The sequence below is a fragment of the Stenotrophomonas sp. GW821-FHT09E08 genome (assembly GCF_059416125.1).
Genome location: NZ_JBWKOO010000010.1, coordinates 144,165 through 157,474, shown reverse-complemented (window position 1 = coordinate 157,474; position 13,310 = coordinate 144,165). Strand labels below are relative to the sequence as shown.

General features: G+C 65.8%; 13 protein-coding genes. 10 read left to right on the top strand and 3 right to left on the bottom strand.

The genetic code is table 11. The annotated features are described in order from the left end of the window. The first annotated feature begins 82 nt into the window (after nt 1-82). A complete protein-coding gene (locus AC07M7_RS14140; protein ID WP_495207696.1) occupies nt 83-523 on the top strand; it encodes a GNAT family N-acetyltransferase in 441 nt (146 codons plus the stop codon). 12 nt (nt 524-535) lie between these two features. Here AC07M7_RS14140 and AC07M7_RS14135 read toward each other — a convergent pair whose 3' ends face one another. Then, entirely contained in the window at nt 536-991 is a 456-nt protein-coding gene (locus AC07M7_RS14135) for a MarR family winged helix-turn-helix transcriptional regulator (protein WP_099783733.1), read from the bottom strand. 82 nt (nt 992-1,073) lie between these two features. Here AC07M7_RS14135 and AC07M7_RS14130 point away from each other — a divergent pair, with 82 nt between their 5' ends. Beyond that, on the top strand, nt 1,074-2,168 hold the full coding sequence (locus AC07M7_RS14130) for an FAD-dependent oxidoreductase (protein WP_495207695.1): 1,095 nt from the start codon (nt 1,074-1,076) through the stop codon (nt 2,166-2,168). A gap of 120 nt (nt 2,169-2,288) precedes the next feature. Next, the gene (locus AC07M7_RS14125) at nt 2,289-4,058 is read left to right on the top strand and encodes an oleate hydratase (RefSeq protein WP_495207694.1); all 1,770 of its coding nucleotides are present in this window, start codon (nt 2,289-2,291) and stop codon (nt 4,056-4,058) included. Nucleotides 4,059-4,106: 48 nt separating this feature from the next. On the opposite strand, the gene AC07M7_RS14120 is transcribed toward AC07M7_RS14125, so the two are convergent. Next, entirely contained in the window at nt 4,107-4,946 is an 840-nt protein-coding gene (locus AC07M7_RS14120) for an oxidoreductase (protein WP_495207693.1), read from the bottom strand. Between the two features lie 102 nt (nt 4,947-5,048). Here AC07M7_RS14120 and AC07M7_RS14115 point away from each other — a divergent pair, with 102 nt between their 5' ends. The 3 genes from AC07M7_RS14115 (at nt 5,049) to AC07M7_RS14105 (ending at nt 7,289) form a co-directional block, all read left to right on the top strand. Beyond that, a complete protein-coding gene (locus tag AC07M7_RS14115; protein ID WP_495207692.1) occupies nt 5,049-5,993 on the top strand; it encodes an AraC family transcriptional regulator in 945 nt (314 codons plus the stop codon). A gap of 122 nt (nt 5,994-6,115) precedes the next feature. Continuing rightward, nucleotides 6,116-6,703 carry a TetR/AcrR family transcriptional regulator gene (locus AC07M7_RS14110; RefSeq protein ID WP_495207691.1) on the top strand — a complete coding sequence of 196 codons (588 nt, stop codon included), beginning with the start codon at nt 6,116-6,118 and terminating at the stop codon, nt 6,701-6,703. Nucleotides 6,704-6,794: 91 nt separating this feature from the next. Next, nucleotides 6,795-7,289, top strand: coding sequence for a hypothetical protein (locus AC07M7_RS14105; RefSeq protein ID WP_495207690.1), 495 nt, complete (start codon nt 6,795-6,797; stop codon nt 7,287-7,289). Between the two features lie 33 nt (nt 7,290-7,322). On the opposite strand, the gene AC07M7_RS14100 is transcribed toward AC07M7_RS14105, so the two are convergent. After that, nucleotides 7,323-8,324 carry a helix-turn-helix domain-containing protein gene (locus AC07M7_RS14100; RefSeq protein WP_495207689.1) on the bottom strand — a complete coding sequence of 334 codons (1,002 nt, stop codon included), beginning with the start codon at nt 8,322-8,324 and terminating at the stop codon, nt 7,323-7,325. Nucleotides 8,325-8,585: 261 nt separating this feature from the next. Here AC07M7_RS14100 and AC07M7_RS14095 point away from each other — a divergent pair, with 261 nt between their 5' ends. The 4 genes from AC07M7_RS14095 to AC07M7_RS14080 all read left to right on the top strand — a co-directional run bounded on the left by AC07M7_RS14095 (nt 8,586) and on the right by AC07M7_RS14080 (nt 13,307). Continuing rightward, entirely contained in the window at nt 8,586-11,162 is a 2,577-nt protein-coding gene (locus tag AC07M7_RS14095) for a TonB-dependent receptor plug domain-containing protein (RefSeq protein WP_495207688.1), read from the top strand. A 51-nt stretch (nt 11,163-11,213) separates the two neighbouring features. Beyond that, entirely contained in the window at nt 11,214-11,795 is a 582-nt protein-coding gene (gene msuE / locus AC07M7_RS14090; protein ID WP_136638699.1) for an FMN reductase, read from the top strand. A gap of 142 nt (nt 11,796-11,937) precedes the next feature. Next, complete coding sequence (locus AC07M7_RS14085; protein ID WP_219626372.1) at nt 11,938-12,315, top strand: DUF3088 family protein; 378 nt, start codon at nt 11,938-11,940, stop codon at nt 12,313-12,315. Between the two features lie 14 nt (nt 12,316-12,329). Further along, nucleotides 12,330-13,307 carry an MsnO8 family LLM class oxidoreductase gene (locus AC07M7_RS14080; protein ID WP_495207687.1) on the top strand — a complete coding sequence of 326 codons (978 nt, stop codon included), beginning with the start codon at nt 12,330-12,332 and terminating at the stop codon, nt 13,305-13,307. The last annotated feature ends 3 nt before the right edge of the window (nt 13,308-13,310 follow it).

Sequence of the window (13,310 nt, the reverse complement as noted above, 5' to 3'; positions counted from 1 at the left end):
CTACGCTTTGACATGAACACTCCTCATGGCCTGAATCGGCCTTCTTGTAAGTGTCCGTGAAAACGGGGGTGAACCCGATGAAGTGATTGCGTGGTTCGTGGCCATCGGCAATCCGCAGCAGTGGGGTACCGAGGCGTGGTCGTCCATTCCGCGCCGCATTACCCAGGTGACCGATGCCTGCGCACTGCCCGGTGCGTGGGTGGCGGAAACCGCGCAGGGTGAGGTGCGTGCGTTCCTGGCGTTGGGCGAGGCCATGCCCTATGTGCCCGCGGCGACCGAGCCGGAGCTGTATGTACGCGTGTTGATTGCTTCGCGCGATGCGCGGGTGCGTGGCATCGGCCGGCGTTTGATGGCGTTCGCGGACGAGCAGGCACGCGCAGCGGGATTGGATTACCTGCGCGTGGATTGCTATGGCGGTGGCAGTGGCGAGCTGGTGCGCTTCTACGAATCGTGCGGTTACGAACGGCTGTCGACCTTCAACGTGGATGGCTGGCCGGGGCAGGTGTTGGGCCGCCGTCTGTGACCTGGCGGCGTCTCAGTTCTCTGCGTCCTGTAGTGCTGCATGCAGTTTGTCGGTGATCTGCTGCAGCGCGGCCAGGTCATCGGCTGAGAGGTGGTCGAGGAAATTCCGGCGCACGCTGGCGACGTGTACCGGCCGCGCTGCGCTCAGCTGGGTGCGGCCTTCTGCAGTCATACGGATCACCACCACGTTGTCACTGTCGGTGTCGCGCTCGATCAGGCCACGGCCGGCCATGCGGGTGAGCTGGTGCGAGAGGCGCGTCTTGTCCCATTCCAGGTAGTCCAGCAGTTCGCGCTGGCGGCGGCAGCGGTCCTTGGCCTTGCTCAGTTCCATCAGCACGACGAAGTCGGCACTGGAAAGCCCGGTGCTGCGGGTGATGTCGTGGACGATGCGGCCGGAGGTGATCTCGGCCATGCGCCGGAAGCCGCGCCAGGCGGCCCACTCGTCAGGGGTGATGGTGGGTGGGGTCATGCGCTCACGTTGCCCGGGACGGGTTGACGTGTCAACCCGAACGTTCTACGGTTGATGTATCAACCAAGATGCAGGCCGCTCCATGCCACACCCTCCACGTATTGCCATCATCGGCGCGGGGCCCGCCGGCCTGACCGCTGCGCTCATCCTGCATCGCGGCGGCCATCGCGCGAGCGTGTACGAGGGCGAGTCGTCCGGGCAGCAGCGCACCCAGGGCGGCACGCTGGACCTGCACGAGGACTCCGGCCAGGTGGCGCTGCAGCGCGCTGGTCTGCTGGAGGCGTTCCGGGCGGTGGCGCGCCATGAAGGCCAGGAGGAGCGGACGGGCGACCCGTGGACTGGAGCGATTGTCGCCGGTGGATTCGGGCCGGAGGGCAGCATGGACAAGCCGGAGATCGACCGCGGCGACCTGCGCCAGCTGCTGCTGGACGCGTTGCCGGCCGACACGGTGCAGTGGGGCCACTGCTTGACCGAGCTGGCGCTTGCGCAGGCAGGACCCCACAGCCTGCGCTTCGCCAATGGTGTGCAGGCCGAGGCCGACATCGTGATCGGTGCCGATGGCGCATGGTCGAAGGTGCGCACAGCCCTGAGTGCCTGCCAGCCGTTGCCGACCGGCATTACCTTCTTTGAAGGATGGATCGCGCAGCCGGCGGCGGATATCGCGGCCATGGTGGGTCAGGGCAGCCTGTTCTGCTTTGGCGGCGAGGAAGCGCTGTTCGTGCAGCGCAACAGCGGCGATCGATTCTGCGTGTACGCGGCGCTGAAGCGGCCCTCTGATTGGCTTGATGCGCAGATCGCGCAGCAAGGCATGCGTGCGCTGGTGACCGGCAGCTACATCGGCTGGGCACCGAACCTTCGGCGGCTGCTGGAGGCGTGCACCGACTTCGTGCGGCGGCCGATCTACAGCCTGCCGGCGGATTTCCGTTGGACACCGCGAAACGGCGTGACGCTGATCGGCGATGCTGCCCATCTGATGCCGCCAGTGGGCGTGGGCGTGAACCTGGCGATGCTGGACGCGTCGGATGTGGCGATGGCGTTGTGCGCGCATCCGGATGCAGTGAGTGCTATCCGCCAGGCCGAATCCGTGGTCTGCGAGCGCGCCAGCGCGCTGATGCCGGACGCCATACAGGGGTTCCAGCGCTGGTTCACTACCGAGTCGACGGCTGACGGCGGTTGAGGCCGCTGGAAATGCGGGGACAGCAAGCACCTGCGTCACTGCGTCGCAGCCTATCTGCAGGATGCGGTACATCGGATCAGCGCTAGAGTGGGGGCTACCCCCTCCAGGAAGGAGCAACGCATGTACTACAGCAGTGGCAACTACGAAGCCTTCGCGCGTCCGCGCAAGCCCGCCGGTGTCGATGGCAAGCGCGCGTGGTTCGTCGGTTCGGGCCTGGCCTCACTTGCCGGTGCCGCGTTCCTGGTGCGCGATGGCCGCATGGCCGGTGAGCGCATCACCATTCTCGAGCAGCAGCAGATTGCCGGTGGCGCGCTGGATGGCCTGAAGGTGCCGGAGAAGGGTTTCGTGATCCGCGGTGGCCGCGAGATGGAAGACCACTTCGAGTGCCTGTGGGATCTGTTCCGCTCGATTCCGTCGCTGGAGATCGAGGATGCCAGTGTGCTGGACGAGTTCTACTGGCTGAACAAGGACGACCCGAACTATTCGCTGCAGCGTGCCACGATCAATCGCGGCGAGGATGCGCATACCGACGGCCTGTTCACCCTGAGCGAGCAGGCGCAGAAGGACATCATCGCGCTGTTCCTGGCCACTCGTAAGGAGATGGAGAACAAGCGCATCAACGAGGTGCTGGGCCGCGACTTCCTGGACAGCAACTTCTGGTTGTACTGGCGCACGATGTTCGCGTTCGAGGAATGGCACTCGGCGCTGGAGATGAAGCTGTACCTGCACCGCTTCATCCACCATATCGGCGGCCTGCCGGATTTCTCGGCGCTGAAGTTCACCAAGTACAACCAGTACGAATCGCTGGTGCTACCGCTGGTGAAGTGGCTGCAGGAGCGCGGCGTGCGGTTCCAGTACGGCACTGAAGTGACCGATGTTGACTTCGACCTGCAGGAGGGCCGCAAGCAGGCCACGCGCATCCACTGGACGCGGGACGGCCAGGCCGGTGGCGTGGACCTGGGTGCGGACGATCTGGTGTTCATGACGATCGGCTCGCTGACCGAGAATTCCGACAACGGCGATCACCACACCGCTGCGCACTTGAATGAAGGCCCGGCACCAGCGTGGGACCTGTGGCGGCGCATCGCGGCCAAGGATGCGGCGTTCGGGCGCCCGGATGTATTCGGCGCGCATATACCGGAAACCAAGTGGGAATCGGCGACGGTAACCACGCTGGATGCACGCATTCCGGCCTACATCCAGAAGATTGCCAAGCGCGACCCGTTCAGTGGCAAGGTGGTGACCGGCGGCATCGTCAGCGTGCACGATTCTCGCTGGCTGATGAGCTGGACGGTGAACCGCCAGCCGCATTTCAAGAACCAGCCCAAGGATCAGATCGTGGTCTGGGTGTATTCGCTGTTCGTGGATACGCCCGGTGACTACGTGAAGAAGCCGATGCAGGACTGCACCGGCGAGGAGATCACCCGCGAGTGGCTGTACCACCTGGGCGTACCGCTGGAAGAGATCGATGAACTGGCTGCGACCGGCGCGAAGACGGTGCCGGTGATGATGCCGTACATCACCGCATTCTTCATGCCGCGCCAGGCCGGTGACCGCCCGGATGTGGTGCCGGAGGGAGCGGTGAACTTCGCCTTCATCGGACAGTTCGCCGAATCGAAGCAGCGCGATTGCATCTTCACCACCGAGTATTCGGTGCGCACACCGATGGAAGCGGTGTACACGCTGCTGGGTATCGAACGTGGCGTGCCGGAGGTGTTCAATTCCACCTATGACGTGCGCTCGCTGCTGGCCGCCACCGGTCGCCTGCGCGATGGCAAAGAACTGGACATTCCAGGCCCGGCGTTCCTGCGCAACCTGCTGATGAACAAGCTGGACAAGACCCAGATCGGTGGCCTGCTGCGCGAGTTCAAACTGGTGCAGGAAGACTGAGCAGGTAGGAGGGAGGTCGCCGGTGACGGCATCGGCGGCCTCAAGGTCTCACGCTACGCCGTCGGTCGAACGGCTCAGCTGTTCCCACGCGTCGATGCTTTTGGCCATCGTATCCAGCTTCGCTCGTACCAGCTGCAGTGCGTCGCTGCCCAGCAGCAGGTGGCTGGGCGGGGCATCGCTGTCGATGATCTGCAGCATGGCCTGTGCAGCCTTCACCGGATCACCCAGCTGGTGACCACTCTTTGCCTCACGCGCGCTGCGGATGGGGTCGAACAGGGCATCGTAGTCTTCAATGCTGCGCGAGGCCCGCACCATCGAACGGCCAGCCCAGTCGGTGCGGAATGAGCCCGGCGCGACGGCAGTGACGTGGATGCCGAACGGCGCAACCTCCTTGCCGAGCACTTCGCTGATGCCTTCCAGGGCGAACTTGCTGCCGCAGTACCAGGCGATGCCGGGCAGGGTGATGAAGCCGCCCATGGAGGTGATGTTGAGGATGTGGCCACGGCGGCGCGTGCGCATGTGCGGCAGCACGGCCTTGATCAACGCCGCAGGGCCGAACACGTTCACTTCGAACTGATGCCGCAGCTCGGCCAGCGTGGATTCTTCGAGGATGCCTTCGTGGCCGTAACCGGCGTTGTTGACCAGCACGTCGATGCTGCCGACGTTGGTTTCGATATCGGTGACGAGCGCATTGATGGCGGCGGTATCGGTCACGTCCAGCAGGCGGCCGAGCGCGCGGCCGGGCGCCAGCGTTTCGAACGCGTGGCGGGCGGTTTCGTTGCGCACGGTGCCGACCACGCGATGACCCGCCAGCAGTGCCTGCTGGGCGAGGGCACGGCCGAAGCCGCTGCTGGCGCCGGTGATGAGGAGAAGGCGGGATGGGGACATGGGGAGGCGCTCACGGTGGATAGGGCTTGCACGTTAGTGCTTGAACGGTGCCCGCCCCAGGCCTAGGATTCGACCATTCTTGCCTATTCCTCTGGAGTGCCAGTGGTCGATTCCCTGCAGCGGCAGGTGCAGGCGCGCATGGTCGGCCTGCTGAAGACGCTGGCGGTGGAGGAGGGCTATACGCTCACTCCGCTGCCGGGGGTGCGGCTGCTGCGCTCCGACCGGCCCTTGGCGCGCACGCCGGTGTTGTACGACCCCGGCATCGTGATCGTCTGCCAGGGCGTGAAGCGCGGCTACCTGGGCGGGCAGATCTACCAGTACGACGCGCAGCACTATCTGGCGGTGTCGGTGCCGGTGCCGTTCACGATGGAAACCGATGCCTCTGCGGAGGCGCCGCTGTTGGCGATCTACCTGCATCTGGATCTGCAGCTGGCCGCGGATCTGCTGATTGAACTGGGCGAACAGGCGGGCACATTGGAGACTCCGGCACAGAGCATGATGTCCAGCCCGATGCAGGCGCCGATGCAGGCCACGGTGCTGCGCCTGCTGGAAGCGCTGGCCGAGCCGCTCGAAGCGGTCGTGCTGGGCCCGGCACTGGTACGCGAACTGTACTTCCGCGTGTTGACCGGGGCGCAGGGCGGCGCGATGCGCGCGGCGCTGGCCATGCGCGGCCGCTTCGGCAGCATCGGCAGGGTGCTGCGTACGATCCATGCGTCGTATGCGACGGCGCTGGACGTGGGCCAGCTGGCGGCCGAGGCGGGCATGAGTGTGGCCACCTTCCACGACCACTTCCGCGCCATTACCGGCACATCGCCGATGCAGTACGTGAAGTCCACCCGCCTGCATCAGGCGCGGCTGCTGATGCTGCGGGAGGCGATGACCGCCGAGGCCGCATCGCTGGCGGTGGGGTATGCCAGCCCGTCCCAGTTCAACCGTGAGTTCAAGCGGCTGTTCGCGCTGCCGCCGGCGGCCGAGGTGGCGCGGATGCGGCGCAGCTTTGCGCTGCCACCAGCGCCAGCGGATGCGGTGTACGTGTCTTCGCATTGAGGCGCAATCGAAGGTCACGTTGCCAGCAAGCCGGCCAGCGGCCAGCTCTACCGGGGACGATGCCCCGTGAGTGCGGCAGTGGATGATTGACAGGGAATCTACCTACTAGTAGGTTAAGCGCCATGAAAGAGTCTCTCTCCCCCAAGGCCCAGGAAATCCTGGCCCACGCCCGCTCGTTGCTGGAGACCGGTGGCTACAACGGTTTCAGCTACGCGGATGTGTCGGCGCGGGTGAACATCAGCAAGGCCAGCATCCACCATCATTTCCCCAGCAAGGCGGACCTGGTGCGCACGGTGGTTGAACTGTACCGGGCCGAGGCACGCGAGGGCCTGGCGCTGCTGGATCGGCAGCTGGATGATCCGCTGCAGGAGCTCAACGCCTACGTGGACTACTGGTCCAGCTGCATCGCGGGTGGCACGTCGTCGTTCTGCATCTGCGCGATGCTTGCGGCGGAGGCGCCGATGATGCCTGCGGAGATTGCCGATGAAGTACGCGGGCATTTCGAGGATCTGAGCGGGTGGCTGACCGTCACACTGGAAAAGGGTGCCGCGCAGGGCCAGTTGCGACTGCAGGGTTCGGCTGTGGACGAGGCCAAGGCGTTCATGTCATCGGTGCATGGCGCGATGCTGGCAGCCCGTGGTTTTGGTGATGCGGCGACGTTCGCGACGCTCGCGCGGTTGGCAATCGCGCGGGTGAGTGCGGCCACCTGAGGTGATGTGTAGTGGCCTGCGGCAGCGCGGGCCTTCTTTTTGCATCCAATGCCTACCTACTAGTAGGTTTATTTAACTGATGGAGATTCCCATGGCACATCCGCTTTCCCTTCCCGGTGCGATCCATACCGCCATCAGCCTGGTGCCGATCCTGGCTGGCCTGTATGGCTTCATCCGCTACCGGGCGATCGATCCCGGCACGCGCTCGGGCAGGGTTTATCTGATTGGCCTGGTGCTGTCGGTGGCGACCTCGTTCACCGTCTCCAGCACGGGCGGGCTCAATCCAGGCCATGCATTCGGTGTGATCGTGCTGCTGGTGGCCTTTGGCGGTGTGCTGGCGGCACGCCTGAGCTGGCTGGGACGCTCGGCGCGTTACCTGTCGACGTTCGCGTTGTCCTTCAGTTTCCTGCTGTCATTGGTGCCGGGCGTAAACGAAACGCTGACGCGCTTGCCGCTTGCGCATCCGCTGGCAGCAGCGCCGATGGCACGGGTGGTGCTGCAGACACTGCTCGGCTGCCTGGGCGTATTCGTGATCGGTTTTGCGGGGCAGTGCTGGCGGATCCATCGACGCGCCATCCGGTCGTGAACCCTGCCGGCCAGCGGCCGGCACTACCTGGAATCAGCAGCCCACCAAGCGGTCCGCACCGATGCCACTGCGATGATGGCTGCGGTATTCGGTGGGGCTGGCATCCACCTGCAAACGGAAGTGGCGGCGGAACGATTCCTGCGAACCAAAACCGGCCTGCTCTGCGATCCATTGCAATGGCCGGTCGGTGGTTTCCAGCAGGTCGCGGGCGAAGGCCACGCGCTCACGGATCAGCCAGTCGATGGGCGACAGGCCGGTGGCTTCCAGGAACTGACGTTGCAGGGTGCGCTGGCTGAGTGAGGCCTGCTCGGCAAGGCTGCCGAGTGAGTGTGGCTCGCGCAGGTTGCGGCGCATCCATTCCATCAGCTTTGCCAACCGCGTTGGCTCGCCATTGGGAATGGCCCGGCTGACGCGCTGGCTGCGCCCGGCGTCACGCCATGGCGCCAGCACCAATCGCTCGGCAACCAGATTGGCCACGCGGGCACCGTAATCCTTGCGCACCATGTGCAGCATCATGTCCATGCCGGTGGCCGAACCGGCAGAAGTGATGATGCTGCCGGTGTCCACGTACAGCACATCCTCGCGCACATCGATGCGCGGAAACTCGCGTGCCAGCGCTTCGGTGAGGCGCCAATGGGTGGTGGCCTGGCGGCCATCGAGCAGCCCGGCCCAGGCCAGCACGAACGCACCGGAGCAGATCGAAGCGATGCGCGCGCCGCGTGCGTGGGCGCGGATCAGTGCATCGAGCAGTGCCTGCGGCGGACGTTCGCTGGGCTCGCGCCAACCAGGGATGACGATGATGTCGGCATCATCGACGCTGCTGAGATCGTAGGGCAGCTGCACCTGGGTGCTGCCGAGCATGCGCAGAGCACCGGGCTCGCCTGCGCACAGTTGGGTGCGGTACCAGGCTACGCCCAGCTCTGGCCGCACGGGTGCCAACAGGCCGACCGCACAGCCGAACTCGAACAGCCCCTGGCCGTGGCAGGCGACGATGGCAACGAGCGGCGCGGTGGGATCGGCGGGTGGGCTGGGCATGTCTTGATGCTACGGGGGTGGTGCGTGGCGCTGCGTGGTGCGAGGGCATGAGGTGATACCGGGTGGGTATATGGAGGCTGGGGTCAGAGCCCTTTCCTTTGGAAAGGGATCCGACCCCGTGCGTGTGGGCTGCCTAACGTCATTACCAGCGGTCATGTGGATGGCCGGATATGACGGTTGGGTGACGTGATCCCGCCTGTCGCGGCAGGTGAACAGGCCCTTGAATGGAAGCGTGTTTCCGGCCCACCCCGACGAGCCCACATGCCTGCCGCCCACGCCCCTGTCCTGCGCACTCTCGCTGTTCTGATCACAGCTATTCTCGCCGCCACACCGAGCCATGCGGCTGAAGCCGATGCAGATCCTGCTACCACCGCCGCGACGGCCAACGTGGCGGCCTCCACGCTGGATGCGGTGGTGGTGACCGGCTCACGCACCAGCACGCGCACGGTGAAGAACAGTTCCACACCGATCGATGTGATCTCCGCCGAGGACCTCGCTGCTACCGGACAGGGCAACCTGCTCGAAGCGTTGCAGCGCAGCCTGCCGTCACTGAGCCAGATCGGTGGCTACCAGAGCGACCAGGAAAGCCTGATTCGCGGTTACCAGCTGCGCAATCTGTCACCGGGCTACACGCTGGTGCTGGTCAACGGCAAACGCCGCAACGCCAGCGCCTATGTGAGCGGGGCCAATGGTGGCGGCTTCCCCGGGCATGCCTGGGCTGACCTGGCGCTGATTCCGGTGTCGGCCATCGACCACGTGGAAGTGCTGCGCGATGGTGCCTCGGCCATCTACGGTTCGGACGCGATCACCGGCGTGGTCAACGTGATCCTGAAATCGCAGGCACACGGTGGCGATGTGTCGGTAGAGAGCGGGCAGAGCACCGATGGCGATGGTTCGCGTACCAGCGTGCGTGCCAACGTGGGCCTGCCGTGGGGCGAGGATGGCTTCGTCAACCTGTCCGGCGAGACCACCCGCCAGCATCATGCAATCCGCACCCGCCGCTACATCGACGGCTATCTGAGCTATCCGGCGGTGGATGGCAATGGCAATCTGGTGGCATTGCGCCCGAACAATCGATTGCCAGCAGGTGCTACGCCGAACCCGGCGGAAGCCAACCGCAATGCCGAGGCCAACACCATCCTCAGCTCGCCGTCGTATGCGTTGAAAGCGTTCGCGGTGAACGTGGGCCATGGCCTGGGCGAGAGCGCGCAGTTCTACGCCAACGCCACGGCCAGCGATCGCACCGCGCAGGCGATCCAGAACTTCCGTCTGCCGGCGACCATCTTCACCACCTACAAGGCCCCCGGCGTGCTGAGTGTGTTTCCCGATGGCTTCCTGCCAGTGCTGGAAACCAAGGAGAAGCAGTACACCGGTACGGCTGGCGTGAAAGGGCAGATTGCAGGCTGGGACTACGACGCCAGCCTGACCGGTAACCGCAGCACGGTGCGCACCTACACACGCAACTCGGTGAACTACTCACTGCCGTACCCCGGTTCGCCCACCGACTTCTACGACGGCAAGCTCGATTACCAGCAGGGCATCGCCAACCTGGACCTGCGCCGTGGCTTCGAGGTGGCGGCATTTGCTTCGCCGCTGGAAGTCAGCGCCGGCGCCGAGTACCAGCACGAGCAGTACGAGCGCGGGGCAGGGCAGTGGGAGTCGTACACCGGCTTCGGTGCCGCGGCCTTCGTCGGCTATTCCACTGCGGATGCGGTGAAGGCGACCCGCAACAGCAAGGCGGTGTACGCGGGTGCGGCCACCAACATCACCTCGCGCTGGTACCTGGATGCGGCCGCGCGCTGGGAAGACCATTCCGACTTCGGCACCGTCTCCACCGGCCGCCTGACCACGCGCTTCGACTTCACCGATGCGCTGGGCGTGCGCGCCACGGTCAGCAACGGCTTCCATGCGCCCAGCCTGGGGGCGCAGTACTACCAGGCCACCGGCAGCTGCCCGTGCGGTACCACGCTGGTGGCGCAGGTGTCTTCGCCGGCGGCGATTGCGTTGGGCGCCACACCGCTGAAGCCGGAAAAGGCCACCAACTACAGCCTGGGCGTGACCTGGGACCCGAGCCCGGCCTTCCACCTGGCAGTGGATGCCTATCAGATCGACATCCGCGGCCAGCTCGGTCAGTCCAGCCAGATCGGCTACAACGCGCAGGATCCGGCGCGCGTCACCGACAACAGCGGCACGGTGCTGAGTGCGGTGCAGAAGAACACGATCGATGCACTGCTGGGTTCGGCCGGCATCAGCATCCTGCCGGGTGATGCGTTCTACGCCAGCTACTTCACCAACGTGGGCAACACCCGCACACGCGGTGTGGAGCTGACCCTGGAAGCGAACCAGGAAACGGCGTGGGGCAAGCTGCGCTGGAGTTACGCGGCCAACGTCGGCCGCACCACCATCCAGAAGGTCAGCGACATTCCGGCGGCGCTGCAGGGGCTGCCGAACATCAACCTGCTGACCAAATCCAGCGAGTACGCGCTGCGCTTCCGCACGCCCAGCTATACGCAGGTGGCGGGACTTGGCTGGCAGAACGGACGCTGGCGCTCGAACCTGGACTTCACCTACTACGGCCCGATCAAGCGCCTGAACAACGGCGTGGAGTACAAGCAGCCGCCGGTGCTGGTGACCAATCTTTCCGGTGGCGTGGAACTGGGCGCGGGCTGGAGCGCGGCGCTGGGCATCAACAACGTGTTCGACAAGCGCACCCGCAAGGTGCCGGAGTACGCGCGCAGTGCCACCGATGTGGCCAGCATCCAGACCACGTGGGACAGCGGCGATGTGCTGGGCAACGTTGGTACGTACTGGTATGGGCGGATCAATTACCGGTTCTGAGGTTCAGGCGAAGCGTCGCCGGGCATGGCCCGGCGCTACGAGGAGGGGGTCATGTCTTCTGCATTGAGGGTGGTTGCATTGGTGGGGTCGCCGACCAGCTCGGCGACATCGCGCACGTTGCTGCTGGTGCGTCATCTGCTGGACTCGCTGCAGCAGCGGGTGCATGTCAGCGTGGAGCTGGTGGAGCTGGCACCTATCGCGCGCGCGCTGGGCCAGTCGCTGTCGCGCGGCGAGGCTGAGCCGGCAGTGGAGCAGGCATTGCAGACCATCGAGGCGGCAGAGCTGCTGGTGGTGGCCGCGCCGGTGTATCGCGGCTCCTATCCTGGGTTGTTCAAGCACCTGGTCGACTTCATCGAGCTGGAGGCGCTGGTGGATGTGCCGGTACTGCTGGCAGCCACCGGCGGCAGCGAGCGACATGCGCTGGTGATCGACCACCAGCTGCGGCCGTTGTTCAGTTTCCTGCAGGCGCACACGCTGCCGATCGGGGTGTATGCCACAGCGGCCGACTTCGAGGGCGAGCACATCAACAGTGCCGCCCTGCAGGCGCGCATCGAACTGGCGACCGAGCGCGCAGCCGGGCATCTGGCCGCGCAGGCGCTGACTGTTCCGGCGCCGCTGCGACGTATTGCCTGACACCATAACCGGCGGCGCTTTGCTTATGGCTACACCGCATCTGCGTGGCCGGATCTGACCGCCGATTGTCGCCAGGCATCGCTGCTGCGGCCGTCGGCATCTCTAGCATCGATATCGAAGCGGCATCGCATTGCCGGCCCCGATGAGGACGACCCCAGTGACCTTCGACGCAGCAAGCAAACCCATCCTGTTCCTGCTCGACCGTGAGTTCGAGGACGGCCAGATTCCCGGCCAGCGCTTTTTCTGCCGGCACAGCCTGTTGCTGGAGGGCGCGCTGTCGAGCATCGACGGCCTGGACGCGCAGCTGGACGTGCGCCGCATCGGCTTCGCGCGGCCGCGCCGTGAGGTGATTGCCGAGATCGGCGAGCAGGACCAGTCGCTGCCGAAGCTGGTGCTGCCGCAGGGCGTGCGCAGCGAGCTCGCCAGTGGCGCGCACCAGGACCGCCAGTACATCTCCGGTGCCGAGCCGATCCTGGCTGCGCTGAACGGGTTGCTCGGCATTCCCGTGGCCCACCCCTGAGAGAGGACGTAACCATGAGCTATCAGATCAGCGTGTTGGACAAGAGCCCGGTGGCCGAGGGCGCTTCGCCGGAGCAGGCACTGCGCAACAGCCTGCAGCTGGCGCAGCACGCCGAACAGCTGGGCTACCACCGCTACTGGTTTGCCGAACACCACGCCGCACCGACGCTGGCCAGCCCCGCACCGGAAGTGCTGGCGGCCTGGGTGCTGGCGCAGACCCGGCGCATCCGCATCGGCAGTGGTGGGGTGATGCTGCGCCACTACGCGCCCTACAAAGTGGCGGAGAACTTCAATCTGCTGGCGGCGTTGGCGCCGGGGCGCGTCGATCTGGGCGTGGGCAAGGCCCCCGGTGGCCTGCCGGCCTCGACTGCCGCGCTGGCGGCCGGGCGCCCGGCGTTCGCCGACTTCGATCAGCAACTGCGCGACCTGGAAGGCTATCTGTCGGGGGCAGACACCGAGGCGCTGGCCCGACCGGTGCCGCAGCAGGCGCCGGAGCGCTTCCTGCTCGGGGCCAGCCCGCAGAGCGCGCAGCAGGCGGCCGAACTGGGCTGGCGCTTTGTCTATGCCGCTCATTTCGATGGTGAGCCGAAGCACATCGAAGCTGCGTTCGACGCCTACCGCAGCGTCTCCTCGCAGCCACCGTTGCTGGCCACGGTGGCCTTCGCCGCGCCGACGGCCGAAGCCGCAACCCGCCATATCGGTGCACTGCGCGTCTACAAGCTGCACCTCGGTCCCGGGCAGACGGTGAACCTGCCCAGCCCCGAAGCAGCTGCCGAGTACGCGCGCCAGGTGGGCGTGGCCGACTTCCGCATCGAGGAGACACGCCCGAGTGTGTTGTCCGGTGATGCGCAGCACGTGCGTGACGAACTGGACGCGCTGCACCGCCGCTTCGGCGTGGGTGAATTCATTCTCGATGCGCCGGTAGCCGACCTCGACGCACGCCTCACATCCCTTGAACTGCTGTCGCCCGCGCCGCGCGCGGCGGTGGCCTGACCT